Source organism: Cupriavidus sp. 10L45 (assembly GCF_056395225.1).
Genome location: NZ_JBFTJC010000008.1, coordinates 128,103 through 150,502 on the forward strand (window position 1 = coordinate 128,103; position 22,400 = coordinate 150,502).

The window sequence follows — 22,400 nt, forward strand, 5'->3', positions numbered from 1 at the left end:
GATGGCCGCCGCGCTCGCCACGCCGCCCCCCGCCATGGCCGCGCCCCCGGTTCCGCCCGACGCCGCGCGCCAGCAATTGCGCGATGGCGCCTGCCAGGCGCTGACCGCGCGCGTCGGCGCCTTGCCCGGCAAGGGCCCGGTCATGCTCGGCAGCTACGAGCCGGCCCCCGGCGGCGAGCCCCTGCCCGCCCCGCTGCGCCAGTCGGCCTTCGTCTATGACAACGCGCTGGCCGGCATCGCCCTCATTGCCTGCGGGCAGCCCGCCGCCGCGCGCCGGATTGCCGATGGCGTGGTGGCCGGCGTCACGCGTGACCGCCACTACCACGATGGCCGCGTGCGCAACGCCTACCGCGCCGGCGCCGTGCCCGATGGCCCGGTGCCGCTGCCGGGCTGGTGGGACGAGCCGAGCAAGAAATGGTTCGAAGACCGCTACCAGGTGGGCACGGCCACCGGCAATGTCGCCTGGGCCGCGCTGCTGCTGCTGGCGGTCTATGAATCGACGCAGGACCGTCGCTACCTGGACACCGCCGGCACGCTGATGGGCTGGATCGACAAGCAGACCTTCGCCAGCGAGCCCCCGGCGGCCTTTATCGGCGGCTTCTTCGGCCATGAGCCCGCGCCGCAGCGGCAGGGCTGGAAGTCCACCGAACACAATGTCGATGCCTACGCGGCCTTCCGCTGGCTGGGCCGCTACAGCGATGACCCGCGCTGGCGCACCGGCGCGGACCGCGCCAAGCGCTTCGTGGAGGCGATGTGGCAGCCCGGCGAAGGCCGCTTCGTCATCGGCACGCGCGACGATGGGCGCTCGCTCAACGCCGGGCCGTCCGCGCTCGATGCCTCGCTATGGCCGCTGATCGCCGTGCCCGAATCGGCCAATACCTGGCGCCGCGCGCTGGACTGGACGCGGAGCCGCCACGCCGTGGGCGGCGGCTACGGCTTCAACGCCAGCCCCGATGGCGTCTGGACGGAAGGCACCGGACAGGCCGCGCTGGTCCTGCGCGCCATGGGCCGCGAGGACGAGGCCCGCCCGCTCTGGCCGCTGCTGCTGGCCCAGCGGGCGCCCTCGGGCTACCTCTTTGCCACGCCCGAGCGCCGCATCCGCACCGGTCTCCAGATCGGCCCGGACAGCACCACCGACGATTTCTACTACTACCACCTGCCCCACCTCGGGGCCACCGCGTGGGCCATCCTGGCCGCGGCCGGCTGGAATCCGTTCCAGCCCGGCGGACGACAGGCCGACACCGCCAATGTCGCCAACAAGGAGTGACGATGTTCGCCGATTTTCTCGAAAACCGGATGCTGATGGAGATCAACGCCGGCGCCTTCCTGATCGCGGTGCTATGCCTGCGCGGCAGCCGCCATCGCGCGGCGGACCGTTGGCTGTTCGGCATCGCCGCCGGGGTGCTGCTGTCGTGCTACTACGTCTGGCGCTGCACGCAGACCCTGCCGGACTGGCGCATGGACTTCCCGAGCGTGTGGTCGTACGCGTTCTTCGGCTTCGAGACCCTGACGATTGCCTACACGCTGATCTCGATCGTCACGCTGACGCGCACCTCGGACCACAGCGCGGCGGCCGATGCCGGCGAGGCGGTCCTGCGCCGCAGCCCCGAGGTGCCGCAGGTGGACATCTTCATCGCCACCTATAACGAGGGGCTGGACGTACTCGAAAAGACCATCGTCGCCGCACTGGCCATCGACTATCCCAACTTCCGCGTCTGGGTGCTCGACGATACCCGGCGCGACTGGCTCAAGGACTTCTGCGGCACGGTCGGCGCGCGCTACGTGACCCGTCCGGACAACACCCACGCCAAGGCTGGCAACCTCAATAACGGGCTGCAGCACAGCGCGGAGGCGGGCGGCGCGCCGTTCATCATGGTCCTGGACGCGGACTTCGCGCCGAACCGGAACATCCTGCTGCGCATCATCGGCCTGTTCGACGACCCCGTGGTCGGCGTGGTGCAGACGCCGCAGTTCTACTACAACGCCGACCCGATCCAGTACAACCTGCGCTCGACCGAATGCTGGGTGGACGAGCAGCGGGCCTTCTTCGACGTCATGCAGCCGGCCAAGGACGCCTGGGGCACCGCGTTCTGCATCGGCACTTCGTTCGTGGTGCGGCGCGACGCGCTGACCAAGATCGGCGGATTTCCGACCGGCACGGTCACCGAGGACATCCACCTGACCTACCGCCTGATGCCGCACGGCTACATCACGCGCTGGCTCAACGAGCGGCTCAGCGTGGGCCTGTCTGCCGAAGGGCTGCCTGAATACATCAGCCAGCGCAGCCGCTGGGGGCTGGGCACGATCCAGGTGGCGCTCACCGCCGATGGTCCCCTGCGCGGGCGCGGCTATTCGCTGCGGCAGCGGCTGCACTACGTGCACGGCCTGCTCCACTGGCTGAGCCGCCCGTTCACCTTGATGCTGCTGGCCGGCCCCCTGCTCTACTGGTATTTCAACGTGCCGACGCTATATGGCGATCCGGTCCAGTTCCTCGCCTATGGCGTGCCGGCGCTGCTGCTGTACTGGGCCTACAGCATCTGGATCACCGGCTCGCGGGCGATGCCGATCTTCACCGAGGTCACCCAGATCGTGGCGGCACTGGCGGTGACCGCCACGCTGGCCAGCGCCGTGTTCAAGCCGTTCGGGCGACCGTTCAAGGTCACCAACAAGGGGCTGGACCGCTCGAAGCTGGTGATCCACGGCAAGTTCGCCGCGCTCTACGGCGGAATGTTCCTGCTCACCGGCATGGGGCTGGCGCGTGCCGTGGCCGCCGATGGCTCGGCGCCCGGCCTGGCCTTCAACATCGGCTGGACGCTGGTGTCGATGGTGCTGTACTTCGCCTCCCTGCTGGTGTGCTTCGAGCTGCCGCGCCCCCGCAAGGAAGAACGCTTTCCGCACCGGGAGCGCGCCGTGCTGCGGCTCTTCGGCAAGGATGGCAACGCCTACGAATTCCACGGCACCACGCGCGACCTCTCCTGCAACGGCGCGGGCCTGCTGCTCGACGGCAACGCGGCCGTCACGCGCGGCATGGACGGCGCCGAAGGGGCGATCTGGCTGGAACCGCTGGGCTGGGTGCCCTGCCGCGTGGCGCGTGCGCGCGGCAACCTCGCCGGCGTGGCGCTGCGCCCCGACACGGCCGCCCGCCACCGCCTGATCCGCCTGCTGTTCAGCGAGCCCGCACACAACATCGCAGACCGTGGCCGGCCCGGCGTGGCCATCGCCCAGCTGCTGCGACGCGCTTTTTCGGGATAACCACCATGACCAAGACAATCACGACGATGCGCTACCTAGTCCCCCTGCTCCCGCTGGCGCTGGTCGCCTGCACGCTCGAACCCACCTACCAGCGGCCCGAGTCGCCGGTGCCCCAGCAATGGCCGACCGGCGCCGCGTACCAATCTGGCGCATCCGGTGCCCAGGCGGCCTCACCGGGGCAAGCGCAGGCGCAGGCACCCGCCGCCAGCCTGGGCTGGGAAGATTTCTTCACCGATGCGCGCCTGCGCCGGCTGATCGAACTCGCGCTGGCCAACAATCGCGACCTGCGCATTGCCACGCTGTCGATCGACCAGGCGCGCGCGCAGTACCGCATCCAGCGGGCGGCGCAGTTCCCGGCCATCAATGGCAGCGCCGGCTTCGCCAGTTCGCGCATCAGCGGCGACCTGCGCCCGCCGGGGCAGGACCCGATCATCAACGCGTGGACCGCCGGCGTGGGCTTCAACGCCTTCGAACTGGACCTGTTCGGCCGGGTGCGCAGCCTCAAGCACGAGGCGCTGGAGCAATACCTCGCCATCGAGGAGGTGCGCCGCAGCGCGCAAATCAGCCTTGTGGCCGAGGTTGCCAGTGCCTACCTGACGCTCCGGGCCGATCAGGAACTGCTGAAGATCTCGCAGGACACGCTCAAGGTGCAGGAAGACGCCGCGCAGATGATCGACCGCAGCAAGCGCGCGGGCGGCATGGCCCAGCTCGACACCCATCGCGCCCAGACCCAGCTGGAGACGGCGCGCGTGGGCGTGGAGCAGTACACGCGCCAGGTGGCGCAGGATGAAAACGCGCTGGCGCTGCTGATCGGCGGGCAACTGCCGGCCGACTTGCCGGCGCCGCAGCCGTTCGAGAACAATTCCTTCGTGGCCGAATTGCCGGCCGGGCTGCCCTCCACCGTGCTCGAGCAGCGGCCAGACATCATGGCCGCCGAACACCGGCTCAAGGCGGCCAACGCCAATATCGGCGCGGCGCGGGCGGCCTTCTTCCCGACCATCTCGCTGACCGCCAGCGTCGGCGCGGCCAGCAGCACGCTGGCGGGGCTGTTCTCGGGCGGCATGGCCTGGGTCTTCGCGCCGCAGATCACCCTGCCGATCTTCAATGCGGGCGCCAATCAGGCGCGCCTGACCGTCTCCGAGGTGCAGAAGGACATCAACGTGGCCGCCTACGAGAAGACCATCCAGGGTGCGTTCCGCGAAGTGGCCGACGGGCTGGCCGCGCGCGGCACCTACGACCGCCAGACGGCTGCGCAGGAGGCGCTGGCGAAGGAGATTACCGAGACGCGGCGCCTGTCGGAAATCCGCTTCAAGAACGGGGTGGATGACTACTTCGGCGTCTTCGATGCCCAGCGGCAGCTCTACAACGCCCAGCAGACGCTGGTGACGATCCGCCTCGCGCGGCTGACCAGCCGGGTGGGCCTGTACAAGGCGCTCGGCGGCGGATGGACGCAGGCGACGGTGGCCCAGCCGGCCCAGCCCGCACCCGGCGCGCCAGCCGCGCCAGCCGCCCCCGCCGCGAAAGCTGCCACGCCGGCCGTCACGCAGCCGGTTGCGCAGGCACGGTGAACTGGACCACGGCGCCCCGGGGCTGGTTCGGGCTCGCCCAGAGCCGGCCGCCGTGGGCCTCGATGATCGACCGGCAGATCGACAGCCCCATGCCCAGGCCCGTGGCCTTGGTCGTGTAGAACGGGGCGAACACGCGCTCGGCGTCTTGCGGCGCAAAGCCTGGGCCGGTGTCGCTCACCGTCACCAACACGCTGCCGGCCTCGGCCTGCACGGTGCGGATAAGCAATTGCCGGGCACCGTCGCCGATGCCGCCCATGGCCTCCAGCGCGTTCATGATCAGGTTGAGCAGCACCTGCTGCAGTTCCACGCGGTCGCCTTCGATGGCTGGCAAGCCGTCCGCAAGCTGCGCCTGCACCGTGGCGCGGCCCTTGTCGGCTTCGCCACGGGTCAGCTCGACCACCTCGCCGATCGCCTGATTGATGTCCACCAGCTCCTTGCGCGGCGGCGCCTTCTTGATCAGTTGGCGGATGCGCCCGAGCACGTCCCCCGCGCGGTTGGCGTCCTTGACGATACGGGTGAGCGCCTGGCCCACCTCGTCGATATTGGACGGTTTGGCGCCCAGCCAGCGCAGTGCCGCCTGCGCATTGGTCACCGTCGCCGCAATCGGCTGGCTGACTTCGTGCGCGATCGACGCCGCAAGCTGCCCCATGGTGGCCACGCGGTTGGCGTGCGCCAGTTCGGCCTGGACTTCGCGATAGCGCTGCTCGCCCTGGTGGACCCTTTCCTCGGCCTGCTTGCGCTCGGTCAGGTCGAGCACGAACGCCACGCCCTCCTTCCGGCCGGCTTCGAACGTGGCCAGGCCAACGATGACCGGCAAGTAGCTGCCATCCTTCCTGACGTACGCCTTCTCGAAGGGCCGCGCGTGCCCCGTCCGCACGGCCTCGGCCAGTGCATGGTGGTTGACCGGGCGCAATTCCGGCGGCGTCAGGTCGTCCCAGCCCACGCGCCCCGAGAGCAGTTCCTCGCGCTCATATCCCACCATGCGCAGGAAGGCATCATTGGCTTCGAGAATCTCGCCCTCGCCCCGCCAGAAGACGATCCCGATGATGTTGGCGTCCACGAGTCGCCCGATCTTCGCTTCCCGTTCCGCCACGTCGCGGTACAGCCGGGCGTTTTCCAGCGAGATGGCGGCCTGCGAGGCCAGCAGCTTCAGCACCGCGATCTGGGCCGGGCAGAACACGCGGGCGGTCAGGTTGTTTTCGAGGTACAGCGCGCCGATGAGCTTGGCCTGGTTCATCAGCGGCAGGCAGAGCACGGAGCGGGCGCGATGCTGGCGAATGTACGGGTCGGCGGAGAAGGACGGCTCGGCCACGGCGTCGTCGAGGAACACGTTCTCGCGCGTGCGCAGGGCATGGTAGAGGACCGATTCCGGCAGCATGGCCGCGCTCACGGGCGCCGCGCGCAGTTGCAGCAGGATCGCGTCGCTGCCGGTCGTGGCTTCCGCCGCAATTCGCAGTTCGCCGCCGTCCGACAGGATCAGCAGGCCGCGTTCGGCGCCGGCCTGCTCGATGGCCGTGCGCATGATCATCTCGATCAGGTTGTCCAGGACGATTTCGCCCGAGGCGGCCTGTGACACCTTGATCACGGTGGCAAGGTCGAGATGTTCGACTGGCGTGGCGATGGTGTTCGTCGCCCCGGGCGCGGCTTCCTCCGTCCGCAGTTGCGGATACTCGGCCTCCAGCTGCCGCACCTTGCCCGCAGCGCCCCAGCGCAGGTAGCCGTAACGGGCGTCCCGCAAATAGACACGGGCGATCTTCGCCAGACCACGCGCCGCATAGAAGCGTGCCGCGAGTTCGTTGACAAGCGCCTCATTGTGCACATAACCGCCATCCTGCGCGAGCTGGATGGCGGTCTCGTAGCCAAGTTCGGCGTCCACCACACGGTCTTCGAGCCGGGCGATTTCGGCAGCCACCAGCGCGGCATGGCCGGCAAAGTTCTCCGGGCAGAGATCGGCCCAGATGCGGAGTTCGCGCTGCTGAGCGGCCAGGATGTCCATATGTGGCTGGCGGTCGTCGGCTGGCATGGCGGTGCACAGGCCGGCCCGGGCCAGCGCGCTATAGAAGACGTACTCGCCCTCTTCGATGAACCCGTGCGCGGCCGGCAGCAGCGGTTCTGCCCGGGACGCGGCCTCCAGGGCGCCCGCATGGTCGCCGGCGACATAACGCGCCTGCAGTTTGCGGATCCAGTACCAGCAGGCGTTCAGGATGGAGCCCATGGGCAGGCGGCCCTCGACCTGGGCTTCGTTGAACTGCGCGTCGTCCAGGCTGCCGAATGCCGGCGTCAGGCCGCGCAACATCCGGATCAGCGCAAGCTGGGTCTCCATGAAGCCGATGACGAGGCCGAAGCGCTTCATCTTCACGTAGGCCAGGCCGCGTTCGGCTTCGCTCTGGGTCTCCGCCAGCGGCGTGCCGATGAACAGCAGGTTGGCGGCGAGGCTGTTGCAGACGAAGGCGCCGAACGGCACGTCGCCAGTCCGGTTCGCGGCGTCGAAGGCGCGGCGCAACTGGTCGTTGGTGGTCCGCACAGGCTCCGCCCAGCGCCGGGCGAACAGCGCGTAGGACAGGTAGGTGCGGGCTTCGTAGTGATCGAGCCCGCGCCGCTCCGCCAGTTCGCAGCCAAGCTGGCCGAACTGGAAGGCGCGCGCGTAGTCGCCAAAGCGCCGCCCGACCACCCGGGGCACGTTGGTGTAGGCCACGCACGAGGCATCGGCGTTGCCGTGCTCCAGACTGAGGTTGGTCGCCTTGCAGATGGTCAGGGACGCGAGGTTGGCATCCGTATGCGACGCCGGCACGAAAAGCTTGATCAGGACGTCGACGGTGCCGATCGAGGCGGGATCCTCCATCGGCGGCAAGTCGATCAGCGTTTCGATCGGCCGATCGCCGAGTTGGGACCGGATGCGCGCGTACTCGGCCTGCACCGCGGTCTCGTCCGGGTGCGGGGACCAGTCGATCCCCACATGGCGGAGGAAGGCGAGGCAAACGGCGATGGCGTTGTCGCGCTGGCCGAGCACCACGTAGATGTCCACCTGCCAGCAGGTGACCTGGGCACGTTCGACCGTCGTCGTGGCGCGCGCGGACAGCGCCGCGAACCGCGCTTCGGCCACCGGCGCCTGCCCGGACAGGAACTCGCACTGGGCGCGACCCGACTCCAGCGCGAATCGCAGCGCAGGCCGGCGGACCCAGCCGTCGTCGTTCAGGAGTGCCGCGCCCGCCGCGAAATAGGTGAGCGCCGAGGCGTAGGCCGTCGCCGCCTTGGCGCGCTCGCCGGCAAGCAGGTTGAATTCCGCCAGTTGGTCCCGTTCCTCCTGTTCGGCGATCAGCGCCGCGCCCCGGTTGAGCTGGCCCACGATCTCGAAGATCGCGCCTTGGCGCTCGCCCGGTGCCGTCTGGGCGGCAATCAGCCGCCCGACCCGGAGGTGGGCCTCGGCGCGCGAGGCTTCGGGGATCATCGAATAGGCGGCTTCGTGGATCCGGTCGTGCACGAAGGCGTAGGCGCCCTCCTGCCGCTCGACCAGCTCCTGGCGAATCGCCTCCCAGAAGGCCGCATGGACCTGCCCTTCGGCCATGCCGAGGATGGTCGAGAGCGTGGTGATGCCGGCGACGTTGCCGAGGCAGGCCAGTTGCTGCAAGGCCTGCTGGGTCGCGTCGGGCAGGCGGGCCAGCTTGCCGACCATCAGCTCCACCACGTTGTCGGTGTAACCCTTGGCGTGGATGCGGTCGGCCTCCCAGCGCCAATCCCGGGCGGCATGGTCGAAGGTCAGCAGGTTCTCATCGACCAGCCCGTGCAGGAACTGGATCACGAAGAACGGGTTGCCGACGGTCTTGTCCCAGATCAACTGCGCCAGCGGCGCGATGCGCGCCGGCTCGCCATGCAGCGACTCTGCCACCAGTTGCTCGACATGGCCGCCGGTAAGCGGCGCCAGCCGGATTTCGTCGATCCTGACGCCCTTGCCGCGAATGGCGCGCAGCGTGCCCGCCAGCGGATGCGCGTCGTCGACCTCGTTGTCGCGATAGGCGCCGATCAGCATCAGATAGCGCAGGTCCGCATGGCTCAGCAGGTCTTCCAGCAGGGCCAGCGTGGCGGCGTCGAGCCACTGGAGGTCGTCGAGAAACAGCGCCAGCGGATGCTCGGCCCGGGCGAATACGCCGATGAAGCGCCGGAAGACGAGCAGGAAGCGGTGCTGCGCCTGCTGGGGCTCCAGTTCGGCCACCGGCGGCGGCTCGCCGATGATCAGCTTCAGTTCCGGGATCAGGTCCGTCATGAGCCGCGCATTGGGCTCCAGCGCCTCCAGCAGCGCGCCGCGCCAGCGTTCGAGCTCCGCATCGGGCTTGCCGAGCAGCGAGCGCACCAGGCCCTGGAAGGCCTGCACCAGCGTGGAATACGGGATGTCGCGCTTGTACTGGTCGAACTTGCCGGACGCAAACAGCCCGCGCGGCGGCACCTGCACCCGGTGCAGTTCATAGACCACCGACGACTTGCCGATGCCGGAATAGCCGGAGACCAGCACCATCTCCGGCACGCCGCCGTCGACGATCCGCGCGAAGGCGTCGAGCATCGTATCGACCTCCTGCTCACGCCCGTACAGCTTCTCGGGTATCCGCAGCCGGTCGCGCGTGCCGTGCCCGTCGAGTGGGAGTGCGTCGATGCTGCCCTGCCGCCTCCAGTCGTCCAGACAGCGCCGCAGGTCATGCTCGAGCCCGGCGGCGGTCTGGTAACGCTCCTCGGCCGTCTTGGCCAGCAGCTTCGCGACGATGTCGCAGAGCATGTCCGGGATGGTCTCCACCCGCGTGCGCGCCGCCACCGGGAGGCGGGCGATATGGCAGTGGACCCACTCCATGGCGTCGGTCGCCACGAATGGCAGCACACCGGTCAGCATCTGGTACAGCGTGACGCCCAGGGCATAGAGGTCGCTGCGCGAGTCGATCGACCGGTTCATCCGCCCGGTCTGCTCGGGCGCCATGTAGGCGAGCGTGCCGGCGATGGTCTCGGGCGGCTCCGGGGCCTGCCGTTCGCGTGGCAGCCGCGAGGCAAGGCCGAAACCGGTGAGCCGGGCCTGGCCGTCGGCGCAATTCACGAGGATATGGGTGGGCTTGAGGTCCTTGTGGACCAGCCCGCGCTGGTGCAGCTTGCCCAGTGCCGATGCGATGCCGATGGCGTGCCCCAGGAACGTCTCCGTCTCCATCGGCACGCCCAGTTGCTGCGAAAGCGGTTCGCCGCCGGCGTCCTCCAGGATCAGCAGGCTCCGGCCACCTTCGTGGACCAGTGCCAGCGGACGGGCGGCCCAGCTGCCATCCAGTTCGTCCTTCAGGCCGAATTCGTGGGCGAGGCGATCCAGCGAGGCAGGCAGCGGGTGCTCGGCGGCGGGCCGCGCCAGCAGGACGGTCGGCCCGTTGCCGCCGCCCGGGTGCCGCCCTCGATGGAAGACGCGCTCCCCATCGTCCCACTGCATCTTCACGCTGTCATTCATTGGCACCGGCACCTGTCTATATCTATGCGCGAAAAGGCGCCGCGACAGCATATACCAAGCCGCCAGCCGCAAGCTGCCCGGAAGGCACCGCGCGACAGGATTGTCCGAGTTTCAGGGCTGTCTGGCGGCCCGCTGTTGTCGGCTTAAATATCGGGTCGAGATAATGATAGTTATCAGGCCATGTCGAATCGTGATTCGGCCGATTTTTCGGGGTGACGAAGGGAAAAGCCGAGGGGGCGGCTACACTGTCGCCGCTGCAATTCCCCTCGCTTACCCACCATGCGTTTCCCCTTCCTCGCGCTCCTGGCCGGCATCGCCATCCAGACCAGCGCCCATGCCGCCGGCGATATCGAGACCGGACGTGCCGTGTTCGACCGCAAGTGCGCCTCCTGCCACAAGATCGGCCCGGCGGCGCGCGGCACCTTCGGCCCCCACCTCAACGGCATCGTTGGCCGGCCGGCGGGCACGACTTCCGACTACCGCTATTCCGATGCCATGAAGACGTCGAAGGTGGTCTGGACCCCCGAGACGCTCCGCGCCTTCATCCACGCCCCGAACAAGGTGGTGCCGGGCAACAAGATGCGCTTCTGGGGCATCGGCGACGACAGCGAGATCACCGACCTGCTGGCCTTCCTGCAAACGGTTCGGTAGGGGCTAGAATCCCGCCAGCACCTCCCCACAGGTTTTCCATAGGCTTCCAGCGTGGCACTTGAGCAGGGCTTCATCCTGACCCGGCACTGGCGCGATACTCCCGCCGGTACCGAGGTCGATTTCTGGCTGGCCACGGACCAGGGGCCGCGCCTGCTGCGCCTGCCGCCCCAGCCGTCGGTGGCCTTCGTGCCCGAGGCCCAGCGCGATCAGGCCGAGCCGCTGCTGCGCGGCGAGCGCGATGTGGACTTGCGCCCGCTCGAGTTGCAGGACTTCCACCGCCGGCCCGTGCTCGGGCTCTACTGCCAGCAGCACCGCCAGCTGATCCGGATCGACAAGGCGCTGCGGCAGGCTGGCGTGGATGTTTACGAGGCCGATATCCGCCCGCCCGAGCGCTACCTGATGGAGCGCTTCATCACCGCGCCGGTCTGGTTCGACGGCCAGCCGGACGCGCACGGCGTGCTGCGCCAAGCGCAGATGAAGCCGGCCACCGACTATCGCCCCACCCTGCGCCTGGTCTCGCTCGATATCGAAACCACCGCCCATGGCGAGCTGTATTCGATTGCGCTGGAAGGCTGCGGCCAGCGGCAGGTCTATATGCTCGGCCCGGCGCCGGCGGGCGATCCGGCCCCGCTGGACTTCGCGCTCGAATACTGCGACACCCGCCCCGCCCTGCTCGAAAAACTCAACCAGTGGCTGGCCGAGCACGACCCGGACGCCATCATCGGCTGGAACCTCGTTCAGTTCGATCTTCGCGTGCTGCAGGCCCACGCAGTGCAGTTCCAGGTGCCGTTGCGGCTGGGCCGGGGCGGCGCCGAGATGGAGTGGCGCGAGCACGCCAGGCAGCAGCACTACTTCGCGGCGGCGGCCGGGCGGCTGATCATCGACGGCATCGAGGCGCTGCGCGGCGCCACGTGGAGCTTCCCGTCGTTCAGCCTGGAGTCGGTGGCCCAGACCCTGCTCGGCGAAGGCAAGGCGATCGACAACCCCTACGACCGCATGGACGCCATCGACCGCATGTTCGCCGAGGACAAGCCCGCGCTGGCACGCTACAACCTGCGCGACTGCGAGCTGGTCACCCGCATCTTCGCCGCCACCGAGCTGCTGACCTTCCTGCTGGAGCGCGCCACCGTCACCGGCCTGCCGACCGACCGCAGCGGCGGCTCGGTGGCCGCCTTCACACATCTATATATGCCGCTGATGCACCGGCAGGGCTACGTGGCGCCGAATCTGGGCGAACTGGCGCCCGAGGCCAGCCCCGGCGGTTTTGTCATGGATTCGCGCCCCGGCCTGTACGAGTCGGTGCTGGTGCTGGACTACAAGAGCCTGTATCCATCGATCATCCGCACCTTCCTGATCGATCCGATTGGGCTGGTGGAGGGGCTGGCCCACCCCGATGACGCCGATTCGGTGCCCGGCTTCCGGGGCGCGCGGTTCTCGCGCGGCAAGCACTGCCTGCCGGCCATCGTCGCCCGGATCTGGCAGGGCCGCGAGGCGGCCAAGCGCGAGCAGAACAAGCCGCTCTCGCAGGCGCTGAAGATCATCATGAATGCGTTCTACGGCGTGCTGGGATCGAGCGGCTGCCGCTTCTTCGACCCGCGCCTGGCGTCGTCGATCACCATGCGCGGCCACGAGATCATGCGCCAGACGCGCCTGCTGATCGAGGCGCGCGGCTATGACGTGATCTATGGCGACACCGATTCCACCTTCGTCTGGCTGCGCGGCGCCCATGCCGAGGATGATGCGGCACGCATCGGGCGTGAACTTGTCGCCTACGTCAACGACTGGTGGCGCGACCACCTGCGCCAGACCTTCGACCTGGACAGCGCGCTGGAACTCCAGTTCGAGACCCACTTCCGGCGCTTCCTGATGCCAACCATCCGGGGCGCCGAGTTGGGCAGCAAGAAGCGCTACGCCGGTCAGGTCATGCGTGCCGATGGCCGCGCCGAGATGGTGTTCAAGGGGCTGGAGACGGTGCGTACGGACTGGTCGCCGCTGGCGCAGCAGTTCCAGCAGACGCTCTACGCGATGATCTTCAACCGCGAGCCGTACCGCGATTATGTGCGGGACATCGTGCGCCGCACGCTGGCCGGCGAACTGGACGCGCAACTGGTTTACCGCAAGCGCCTGCGGCGCCAGCTTGGCGACTACCAGCGCAACGTCCCGCCTCACGTGCGCGCCGCGCGGCTGGCCGATGCCTATAACGATAGCCAGGGCCGCCCGCGCCAGTACCAGAACGGCGGCTGGATCAGCTATGTGATGACGGTGGCCGGGCCGATGCCGATGGAGACGCTCGATCCGCGCCAGTCGCCGATCGATTATGACCACTACATCACAAAACAGCTCCAGCCGATTGCCGACGCCATCCTGCCCTTCCTCGACGATGATTTCGACACGCTGCTGACTGGGCAGATGGCGCTGTTTCCGGACTGAAATCCGCCCCCATCCCAAGAGCAGCGCGGGATTCCTGCTGCATCGCGGCAGATTCGAACCGCCCGAACCCATTACACTTGGCGCCTGTTCTGATACTGCGCCCCATTCCGTCCATGTCCGAGACCCACGCCACTGCCGCCCCCGTTCGCTCCAAAGCCCTGCGCGCCGCCGCCAGCGTGCTGGTGCTACGCGACGGCCCGGCGGGCATGGAGGTGCTGATGATGCGCCGCCCCCAGCGCGACGACGACCGCAGCGCCGGTGCCTTTGTCTTCCCGGGCGGCACACTCGATGAGCAGGATACGGCACTTCACCCCTTGTGCGATGGCCTCGACGATGCCGCCGCCAGCGCCCGGCTCAATGTCGACAAAAACGGGCTCGACTATTACCTCTGCGCCGCACGCGAAGCGTTCGAGGAAGCCGGCCTGCTGTTCGCCCGCGATGCCAACGGCCAGAATGTGGATCTCGATGCACTCGACGCGGACACCTACGGCAGCCTGCGCGAAGCCGCCGGCTACGGCGGCGCCGGCATCGCCCATGTCTGCGAACGGCTGGGCGTGCGCCTCGCCGTGGACCAACTGGCCTACGGCAGCCACTGGCTGACGCCGCCGGGCCTGCCGAAGCGCTTCGACACGCGCTTCTTCTTCGCGCTGGCGCCGGCTGGGCAGACCGCGCGGCACGATGGCGTTGAAGCGGTCGAGCATCGCTGGATGCGGCCCGTCGATGCGCTCGACCCGGCGAACGAGATCTCCCTGGTCAACGTCACGCGGCGCATGCTCCAGTCGATTTCGCACTTCCCGACTGCGCAGGCGTGCTTCGACCATGCCCAAAAGCTGCGCAACATCGTGCAGATCATGCCGCGCCTGGCCACCGGCCCCAAGGGCGTGCGGCCGGTGATGCCGGAGGAAGCGCCGTACGCCGAAATCGCCCGGATCGACCCCGATGGCGCCGGCCATGGCCGCTACGCGCTGGCGCCGGGCGCAGCGGTGAAGCTCTCCGAACGGGTCTGGCGCGTCACGGCGGACAACGGCAACGTGATGACTGGCCCCGGCACCAACACCTACTTCGTGGGCGGCGGCGCGGACAACACCTGGGCGATGATCGATCCCGGCCCCGCCGATCCGGCCCATATCACCGCCGTGCTGGCCGCCGCGCCGGGCCCGGTGAAGTGGATTCTCGTCACGCATACCCACCTGGACCATTCGCCCGCCTCCGTGGCGGTGCGCGAGGCCACCGGCGCGCCGGTCTGGGGGCGCGTCACGGCCGTGCAGGACCGCCAGGACCAGACTTTCGCGCCGGACCGCATGCCCGAGCACGGAGAGCGCATCGTGCTCGGCCCGCACGCCACGCTGCGGGTGGTCCACACGCCGGGGCATGCATCGAACCATCTCTGCTACCTGCTCGAGGAAGAGAAGACGCTGTTCACGGGCGACCACGTCATGCAGGGTTCCAGCGTCGTCATCAATCCGCCCGATGGGGACATGCGCGCCTATCTGGCGTCCCTGCAGGCGCTGCTCGACGAAGACCTGGAGTGGATTGCGCCGGGCCACGGCTTCCTGATGCCGCGCCCCCGGGATGCCATCCGGCTGCTGATTCGCCATCGGCAGCAGCGCGAGGCCAAGGTGCTGAACGCGCTGCGCGCGCTGGCGCCGGCCGATATCGGCACGCTGCTCGCCAGCGTCTACGACGACGTGCCCGAGCGCATGCATCCGGTGGCGCAGCGCTCGCTGCTGGCCCACCTGCGCAAGCTCGAGGAAGACGGCGTGGCGCGCGAGACCGAGGCGGTCTGGCATCTGATTTCGGCATGAGCCACAAATGAACCGCGCATGAACTTCAGCCTTTCCGATCTGCGCGCCTTCGTGGCGGTGGCCGAACTGAGCAGCTTCCGCGCGGCAGCGACGGAGTTGCATCTGTCCCAGCCGGCGTTGTCGCGCCGGATCGAGAAGCTGGAAGACGCCCTCGGCGTGCGGCTGTTCGACCGGACGACGCGCTCGGTGGAGATGACCGCCGTGGGCCGGGAGTTCTCGCGCAAGGCGCGCGAACTCCTGAACGGGCTGGAGGAGTCGCTGCTCGGCATCCGGGACGTGGCCACCCGCGTGACCGGCGAAGTCACGGTGGCGTGCGTGCCCTCGGCGGTGCGCTACTTCCTGCCGGCGGTGCTGCGCAAGTACCACGAGACGTGGCCGCGTATCGTCGTGCGGCTGATCGACGAAGGCGCCAACGAGGTGCTGAACCTGATCGTGCGCAACGAGGCCGACTTCGGCCTGAACTACATCGGCACGCAGGAGCCCGACGTCGAGTTCGAACCCGTGCTCAAGGAACCGTTCGTGGTGGCCTGCCCGCCCGACCATCCGCTGGCGCGCAAGCGCAAGGTCACCTGGGCCGAACTGGGCCAATACGACTACATGACCGTGGGCAAGGCCAGCGGCAACCGCATGCTGCTGGACCTGGCGCTGACCGATGTACCCGATCGCCCACAGTGGTATTGCGAGGTGCGGCACGTCAGCACGCTGGTGAGCCTGGTGGAAGCCGGGCTCGGCGTGGCGGCGGTACCCCGGCTGGCCATGCCGCCGGGCAAGCATCCCACGCTGACCAGCGTGCCGCTGGTGGAGCCCACCGTCTCGCGTACCGTGGGGCTGATCCGGCGGCGCGGCCGGTCCCTGTCGCCGGCGGCGCAGCAACTGTATGACATGCTGCTGACCGCCAATGCCGAAATGCAGGGGGCCAAGACGCTGCCTGGACACCGAAAGCGCGGCAACCCCCGTACCTGAAATATCTGGATACCTTGCCGCACTGGCAGCGCGGCGCATCGCTGCCTACATTGGATGACATCGCTATTCGTCCAAGGCGCCGCCATGTCCAGACAATTTGCCATCCTGCTGCTGATGCTGGCCGCCTCCGGCGCCGCCCACGCCGTCACCAAGTGCCAGAGCGGCAAGGACACGCTCTATACGGCGGCATCGTGCCCGGCGGGCTACCGCGATGTCACGTCCACCATGCGTGCCAATGTGACCACCATCACCAAGACCCCCAAGATCCGCCAGGACGAGCAGGCCTACCTGCAGAGCCGCGCCCAGATGGCGCAACAGATCCAGGTCTGGCAGGGGCGCGAGGACGATCTCGACCTGCGCGCGCAGAACGTCTTCTGGAATCAGTGCCGGGCACTCGAGTACCAGGCGCGGGCCGCCGAGCGCGCCATGCATACCACCGAGTACTGGAGCCGCGCGGACCGCTACCGCAGCGACGTCCATGCCCTGCGCTCGCAGCAATACGAGATGGGGTGCTACTTCTAGGGCCGAGGCTGATGCGAGGCGGTCATGATCCATGCCCCTCGTAGAACCTGCCGATATTAGTCAGGCTTAGATCGGCATACAGAAAATTTCAGGCAAATCGGCGCCGGTGAAACGTCTTGTCTCACATACAATTCGTTCCCATCGGCCCGCCAACGAAAGCTGGCAACGCGGTCGCAACCTACTCCTGTGATGCCATGCTGACTCTCACTGTGATCGTTGCGTATATGCTGGCCTGTATCGTCGCACTGGCCTTCGGCGCCCGCTGGGTGCTCAAGAATGACCCGCTGCTCAAGCAGTCGGGCGCCCGCCCTCACGGCGACGATCATTCGACGCTGACGCGCTAACCCGCCATGCGCTGATCGCCCCCCGGCTACGCCAGCCACGCAATCCCCAGAAGCCCGGTTCACGAGACCGGGCTTTTGCTTTGGTGCGGCTTTCGTGTATCAGGCTGCACACGCCCAAGCCCGCCTTAGAAGGTCGCGCCGCTGTCCTACACCGCGACCCGGAACGCACCGACACCCTCCCGCGCCCCGTAGTGACTATGGTTATGGCAGGCGTCCGCCTCGTGACGCCATGTCCTTCTTGTCTGCGAGCCGCCCCGCCATCCATGTCGCGCGTACCGATCCAGCCCGCCATGCGGGCCGCCCCGCCCGGCACCGTGGCCGGGCCTGATGTTGTGCCGGATGTCGTACCGGAGGGGGTGCCCGCAGTCACGGCTGAGGTGCCCGCGGACGCCGCGCCGGCGTCACCCACCCGTACGCCCCCCAAGCTGTCCGTCTCTGTGCGCCGCGCCAGCACGGCGTTGGTCATTCTGGCGACGCTCGCATCGCTCTACACCCTGCACCTCGCCCGCGACTTCATCGTGCCAGTGGTGGTGGCCATCGTCATCGCCTACCTGCTCGATCCGATGGTCGAGTGGCTCCAGCGCCAGCGGGTGCCGCGCGCCGTGGGCGCGACCGTGGTGCTGCTCGGCATGCTGGCCCTGCTGCTGTGCGGCGCCTATCTGCTCCAGGGGCAGATTGAATCTATCGTCGACCGGCTGCCCGCCATCGCCAGCAAGCTCTCCCGCTCGCTGGGCGAACTGGTGAGCGGCGACGACTCCATGCTGCAAAAGATCCGCCGCGCCACCACGGTACTGGTCGGTACCGGTCAGCCACCGCCGACCAAGGGCGCGCCGATCGTCGTCGAACGTTCCGCCGACGCCCTCAACAACGCCATCTGGGTGGGATCGATGGGCGTCTTCGCGATGCTGGCGCAGGCCATCGTCGTGCTGTTCCTGACCTGGTTCCTGCTGCTGGGCGGCGACATGTTCAAGCGCAAGTTCATCAAGATGGCCGGCACCACCATCAGCCAGAAGAAGATCAGCGTGCACATGCTCGACGAGATCAACCGGGCGATCCAGCGCTACATGCTGATGCTGGTCATCACGAACGCCGCGCTGGGGCTTTGTACGTACATCCTGCTCAGGTATCTGTCGATCGACAATGCCGGCGCATGGGCGCTGGCGGCTGCCTCGCTGCACCTGGTGCCGTACTTCGGCGCGGTACTGATCGCCCTGTGCCTGGGCGTGGCCGGGTTCATGCAGTTCGGCACGCTGTCCGTCGCGGCAGCGGCGGCCGGTGGGTCGATGCTGATCGCCACGCTGATCGGCTCCGGCATGACCACCTGGATGACGGGGCGCATGGCGCGCATGAACGCCGTCGCCGTCTTCGTCTCGCTGCTGCTGTTCACGTGGCTCTGGGGCACCTGGGGGATGCTGCTGGCGATTCCGCTGGCCGTCATCGCCAAGGTCGTGGCCGACCACGTCGAAGGGCTCGAGGTGGTGGCCGAGTTCCTCGGCGAATAGCCGTCCCCCTCGCCTTCCTTCCTCCTATTTCGTCACGCGGAACTTGATGCGACGCAGAATGACCGCGCCGCATGGATCACGTATAACCGGATGCTGCGCCGCGATGTGGCGGCGGCGCTTCAACCGGCAACATCTTTCGCGAGGGAGGTATCAGGCATGCGTTGGCAGCAACGTCCGCAGGGCTCCAACTGGGGCGATTTCGGTCCTGACGATCAACTGGGGCGCGTCAATTTGATCGGCCCCGAGCAGGTGGTCAAGGGCGCGCGCGAGATCCAGGCGGGGCGCAGCTTCTGCCTCTCGCTGCCGCTGGACTACCCCGGCGGCAACAAGCTCAATCCGCGCCGCCATCCGCCCGAGTTGCGCCCCACCTTCCGCGACGACTCCCCGTACATGAACTTCCCGCTGGCCAAGGTGAACCCGGCCGCGACCGATGTCATCAGCGACGATCAGGTGCTGCTCTGCCTCCAGTACTCCACCCAGTGGGACTCGCTGGCCCACGTGGGCGCGCTGTTCGATGCGGACGGCGATGGCAAGCTCGAGCGCGTCTACTACAACGGCTATCGCGCCAACGCGGACATCGTCGGCCCGGTCGACTATGCCGATGACGACCAGTTCGCCGCCCACGATTGCAGCCACGGCCATACCCATAGCCACGCGGATGCGCTCGGCATCGAGAACTTCGCCGTCAAGGGCATGCAGGGCCGGGGCGTGCTGGTGGATCTGGCCGATGTGTTCGGCATGGACTTCCGCAACGTCGGCTACGACGACCTGATGCACGCCATGGACACCCATCGCGTGGAAGTGGAGCCCGGCGACATGCTCCTGCTGCGCACCGGCTTTGCCGAAGTCGTGCTGTCGATGCAGCGCGAGCCCGACGAAGCGGTGCTCCACCACAGTTGCGCAGCGCTAAACGGGCGCGACGCCCGGTTGCTGAACTGGATCACCGATTCCGGCATCGCCGCGCTGATCGCCGACAACTACGCCGTGGAGCGCTACCCGGCCCTGCCGCCGCCCGACGAGGCGAAGACGCATCCGCTGCTGCCGCTCCACCACCATTGCCTGTTCAAGCTGGGGCTGCCGCTTGGCGAACTCTGGTATCTCAAGGACCTGGCGGACTGGCTGCGCGCGCACCGCCGCTCGCGCTTCATGCTCACGGCGCCGCCGCTGCGGCTGCCGGGCGCGGTGGGCTCGCCGGTGACGCCGGTGGCCACGGTGTGATCCGCGGTGTGCGTTTTTAAATCGTAGAAGAACTAGATAAAAAACTGGAGGAGACAACCATGAAGACTTCAGCGACATGGCGGCGGACGGCCGCTGCCCTGCTGGCGCTGGCCGGTGCTGGCGGTGTGGCCGGCATCGCCTCGGCCCAGCCGAAGGCAGGGATTTCCGATGATGTCGTCAAGATCGGCCTGCTGCTCGACATGAGCGGCCTCTACGCCGACGTGACCGGGCGCGGCAGCGCCACGGCGGCGCAGATGGCCATCGACGACTTCGGCGGCAAGGTGCTCGGCAAGAAAATCGAGCTGGTGGTGGTGGATCACCAGAACAAGGCCGACATCGCCGCCAACAAGGCGCGTGAATGGTTCGATACGGACAAGGTCGATGCCATCCTGGATGTGGCGGCTTCGGCACCCGCGCTGGCCGTGCTCGACGTGGCGAAGCAGAAGAACAAGATCGTGGTGTTCTCCGGCCCCGGCAGCGAGCGCCTCACCAACGACCTGTGCACGCCGGTTTCGGTCCACTACGCCTACGACACCTACGCGCTGGCCAACACCACGGCCAAGGCCATGGTCCAGCGCGGCGGCAAGACGTGGTTCTTCCTGACCGCCGACTACGCGTTCGGCCACACGCTCCAGCAGTCAGCCACCACGGTGGTCACCGAGGCCGGCGGGCAGGTGCTCGGCGCCGCGCGCCATCCGCTCAGTACCAGCGACTTCGCCTCCTACCTGCTCCAGGCGCAGGCGAGCAAGGCGCAGGTGGTGGGCCTGGCCAACGCGGGCGGCGACACGGTCAACGCCATCAAGGCCGCCTCCGAGTTCGGCCTGACGCGCGACGGCAAGCAGCGCATGGCCGGACTGTTGCTCTATATCAACGACATCCACGCGCTCGGCCTCAAGACCGCGCAGGGGCTGGTGCTGACCGAGGCGTTCTACTGGGACATGAACGACGCCACGCGCGCCTGGTCGCGCAAGTACTTCGACAAGGTCAAGAAGATGCCGAACATGAGCCAGGCAGGCGTCTACTCCTCCGTCACGCACTACCTGAAGGCCGTGCAGGCGGCCGGCACGGACGAGACCGCACCGACCATGGAGAAGATGAAGGCGATGCCGATCAACGACTTCTTCGCCAAGAACGGCCGCATCCGCGCCGATGGGCGCATGGTGCACGATATGTATTTGTTCGAGGTCAAGACGCCGGCCGAGTCCAAGTACCCGTGGGACTACTACAAGGTGCTGGCCACGGTGCCGGGCGACCAGGCGTTCATCCCGCCGTCGAAGTCGCAATGTCCGTTGCTCAAGGGCAGCCGCTGACGGAGCGCTGAAGGGCGCTTGACGCCCCAATTGTTCAAATCCCGGGACAGTCTGTCAGCCCAGACGCGCTTCTCCCGTTCCTGATCCCTCGTTACATTGCAGTCGCCGCCGGCACGCCCGAGCCCTTACGGGGTGCGCGGGCGGCGACCATAACAAGGATCACGAACGCATGAAGACCCGTCTCGCCTGCCTGGCCACGCTGGCCATCCTCCCTGCCCTGCCCGCTGCTGCCCACGCCCAGGGCAGCATCACGCTCTACGGCGTCGTCGACGCTGGCGTGGAATTCCTGACCAACGTGCCGAACGCGGCCACCGGCGGCAGCAACAACGTCGTGCGGATGTCCGCCGGCAACCTCTCCACCTCCCGCTGGGGCCTGCGCGGCGCCGAAGACCTGGGCGGCGGCCTGAAGGCCGTCTTCACGCTGGAAAACGGCTTCGACCTCGACACCGGCAGCGCCAACCAGGGCGGCCGCATGTTCGGGCGTCAGGCGTTCGTCGGCCTGCAGAACCAGTACGGCACGCTGTCGCTGGGCCGCCATCAGACCGTGCTGTACGACTTCTCGCTGGCCTATGACCCGATGGCCATCGCCACGCGCTACTCGGTGCTGATGCACGACAAGTGGATGTCCGGCCGCGCCGATAACTCGGTGAAGTTCACCGGCCAGACCGGCGCGCTGTACTACGGTCTGTTCTACAGCACCGGCTACGACAGCAGCGCCGGCGGCGAGGTGCCGGGCGACTACAAGGCCGGCCGCAACTTCAGCGCCAGCGTCGGCTACACGGCCGGCCCGCTGTCCGCCCGCGTGGTGTACGACGAAGTGCGCGGCAGCACCGTCGTCACGGACGACAACCGCGAGCGCCGCGCCACCCTCGGCGCCAGCTACGACTTCGGCCGGGCCCGTGCCTTCGCCGGCTATCGCTGGTACTACGGCGACTTCGCCAGCAGCTCGCTGCGCACCAACCTGTACTGGATCGGCGCGAACTACCAGGTCACGCCGGCCATCACGCTGACTGGCGCGGCCTACTACACCGACGTGCGCAACAGCGGCGGCGACCCGTACAGCTTCGTGCTGTCCGGCACGTACGCGTTCTCCAAGCGCACCGACCTGTACACCATCGTCGCCTACGCCCAGAACCGGGACGGCTCGGCCATGGGCCTGTCCGGCTTCGGCCCGTCGCTGAACCGCAGTGCCAGCACCCTGACGGCCACAACCGAACAGGTGGGCGCCGGCCAGAACCAGTTCGGCGCCATCGTCGGCATCCGCCACCGCTTCTGAGCGCAGCGGCCACGCTGAAATCCACTTGACGGAGACTTTCCCTTCGTCTTTGGGCCCGCCTTGGCGGGCTCTTTTTTGGATCAGGCCGCAGA

Annotated in this window: 14 protein-coding genes; 13 read left to right on the forward strand and 1 reads right to left on the reverse strand. The window is 68.1% G+C overall.

Annotation, left to right across the window (positions count from 1 at the left end):
* Nucleotide 1 precedes the first annotated feature (1 nt).
* The 3 genes from AC1DFU_RS16000 to AC1DFU_RS16010 are packed head-to-tail and all read left to right on the forward strand — an operon-like array spanning nt 2 to nt 4,820.
* Entirely contained in the window at nt 2-1,267 is a 1,266-nt protein-coding gene (locus AC1DFU_RS16000) for a hypothetical protein (RefSeq protein WP_369823508.1), read from the forward strand.
* A gap of 2 nt (nt 1,268-1,269) precedes the next feature.
* Entirely contained in the window at nt 1,270-3,252 is a 1,983-nt protein-coding gene (locus tag AC1DFU_RS16005; protein ID WP_441590897.1) for a glycosyltransferase family 2 protein, read from the forward strand.
* Nucleotides 3,253-3,257: 5 nt separating this feature from the next.
* Nucleotides 3,258-4,820 (forward strand): efflux transporter outer membrane subunit, encoded by a 1,563-nt coding sequence (locus AC1DFU_RS16010; RefSeq protein ID WP_441590895.1) that lies wholly within the window; start codon nt 3,258-3,260, stop codon nt 4,818-4,820.
* Here the strand turns inward: AC1DFU_RS16010 and AC1DFU_RS16015 are convergent.
* A complete protein-coding gene (locus AC1DFU_RS16015) occupies nt 4,792-10,287 on the reverse strand; it encodes a trifunctional serine/threonine-protein kinase/ATP-binding protein/sensor histidine kinase (RefSeq protein WP_477159671.1) in 5,496 nt (1,831 codons plus the stop codon). The two genes, AC1DFU_RS16010 and AC1DFU_RS16015, sit on opposite strands and share 29 nt — an antisense overlap.
* A 279-nt stretch (nt 10,288-10,566) precedes the next feature.
* On the opposite strand from AC1DFU_RS16015, the gene AC1DFU_RS16020 reads away from it, so the two are divergent.
* The 10 genes from AC1DFU_RS16020 (at nt 10,567) to AC1DFU_RS16065 (ending at nt 22,308) form a co-directional block, all read left to right on the forward strand.
* Nucleotides 10,567-10,938 (forward strand): c-type cytochrome, encoded by a 372-nt coding sequence (locus AC1DFU_RS16020; protein WP_441590892.1) that lies wholly within the window; start codon nt 10,567-10,569, stop codon nt 10,936-10,938.
* Between the two features lie 51 nt (nt 10,939-10,989).
* Entirely contained in the window at nt 10,990-13,368 is a 2,379-nt protein-coding gene (locus AC1DFU_RS16025; protein WP_441590890.1) for a DNA polymerase II, read from the forward strand.
* A gap of 113 nt (nt 13,369-13,481) precedes the next feature.
* Nucleotides 13,482-15,173, forward strand: coding sequence for an MBL fold metallo-hydrolase (locus tag AC1DFU_RS16030; protein ID WP_092297888.1), 1,692 nt, complete (start codon nt 13,482-13,484; stop codon nt 15,171-15,173).
* An 18-nt stretch (nt 15,174-15,191) separates the two neighbouring features.
* Nucleotides 15,192-16,136: a LysR family transcriptional regulator gene (locus AC1DFU_RS16035; protein ID WP_441590888.1), complete on the forward strand. Its 945-nt coding sequence runs from the start codon at nt 15,192-15,194 to the stop codon at nt 16,134-16,136.
* Nucleotides 16,137-16,220: 84 nt separating this feature from the next.
* Nucleotides 16,221-16,658, forward strand: a complete 438-nt coding sequence (locus tag AC1DFU_RS16040; protein ID WP_092297882.1) for a hypothetical protein — start codon at nt 16,221-16,223, stop codon at nt 16,656-16,658.
* A gap of 194 nt (nt 16,659-16,852) precedes the next feature.
* Entirely contained in the window at nt 16,853-17,002 is a 150-nt protein-coding gene (locus tag AC1DFU_RS16045; protein WP_177219971.1) for a hypothetical protein, read from the forward strand.
* 263 nt (nt 17,003-17,265) lie between these two features.
* Nucleotides 17,266-18,504: an AI-2E family transporter gene (locus tag AC1DFU_RS16050; protein ID WP_441590886.1), complete on the forward strand. Its 1,239-nt coding sequence runs from the start codon at nt 17,266-17,268 to the stop codon at nt 18,502-18,504.
* A gap of 156 nt (nt 18,505-18,660) precedes the next feature.
* Nucleotides 18,661-19,722, forward strand: a complete 1,062-nt coding sequence (locus AC1DFU_RS16055) for a cyclase family protein (protein ID WP_092297876.1) — start codon at nt 18,661-18,663, stop codon at nt 19,720-19,722.
* A gap of 59 nt (nt 19,723-19,781) precedes the next feature.
* Nucleotides 19,782-21,032, forward strand: a complete 1,251-nt coding sequence (locus AC1DFU_RS16060) for an ABC transporter substrate-binding protein (RefSeq protein ID WP_092297873.1) — start codon at nt 19,782-19,784, stop codon at nt 21,030-21,032.
* Between the two features lie 169 nt (nt 21,033-21,201).
* The gene (locus tag AC1DFU_RS16065) at nt 21,202-22,308 is read left to right on the forward strand and encodes a porin (protein ID WP_092297870.1); all 1,107 of its coding nucleotides are present in this window, start codon (nt 21,202-21,204) and stop codon (nt 22,306-22,308) included.
* Nucleotides 22,309-22,400 lie beyond the last annotated feature (92 nt).

Bases quoted from the DNA above. Each gene is read 5' to 3' on its own strand.
- AC1DFU_RS16000 (WP_369823508.1), top strand. From the start codon at position 2: ATGGCCGCCGCGCTCGCCACGCCGCCCCCCGCCATGGCCGCGCCCCCG.
- AC1DFU_RS16005 (WP_441590897.1), top strand. From the start codon at position 1,270: ATGTTCGCCGATTTTCTCGAAAACCGGATGCTGATGGAGATCAACGCC.
- AC1DFU_RS16010 (WP_441590895.1), top strand. From the start codon at position 3,258: ATGACCAAGACAATCACGACGATGCGCTACCTAGTCCCCCTGCTCCCG.
- AC1DFU_RS16015 (WP_477159671.1), bottom strand. From the start codon at position 10,287: ATGAATGACAGCGTGAAGATGCAGTGGGACGATGGGGAGCGCGTCTTC.
- AC1DFU_RS16020 (WP_441590892.1), top strand. From the start codon at position 10,567: ATGCGTTTCCCCTTCCTCGCGCTCCTGGCCGGCATCGCCATCCAGACC.
- AC1DFU_RS16030 (WP_092297888.1), top strand. From the start codon at position 13,482: ATGTCCGAGACCCACGCCACTGCCGCCCCCGTTCGCTCCAAAGCCCTG.
- AC1DFU_RS16035 (WP_441590888.1), top strand. From the start codon at position 15,192: ATGAACTTCAGCCTTTCCGATCTGCGCGCCTTCGTGGCGGTGGCCGAA.
- AC1DFU_RS16040 (WP_092297882.1), top strand. From the start codon at position 16,221: ATGTCCAGACAATTTGCCATCCTGCTGCTGATGCTGGCCGCCTCCGGC.
- AC1DFU_RS16045 (WP_177219971.1), top strand. From the start codon at position 16,853: ATGCTGACTCTCACTGTGATCGTTGCGTATATGCTGGCCTGTATCGTC.
- AC1DFU_RS16050 (WP_441590886.1), top strand. From the start codon at position 17,266: ATGTCGCGCGTACCGATCCAGCCCGCCATGCGGGCCGCCCCGCCCGGC.
- AC1DFU_RS16055 (WP_092297876.1), top strand. From the start codon at position 18,661: ATGCGTTGGCAGCAACGTCCGCAGGGCTCCAACTGGGGCGATTTCGGT.
- AC1DFU_RS16060 (WP_092297873.1), top strand. From the start codon at position 19,782: ATGAAGACTTCAGCGACATGGCGGCGGACGGCCGCTGCCCTGCTGGCG.
- AC1DFU_RS16065 (WP_092297870.1), top strand. From the start codon at position 21,202: ATGAAGACCCGTCTCGCCTGCCTGGCCACGCTGGCCATCCTCCCTGCC.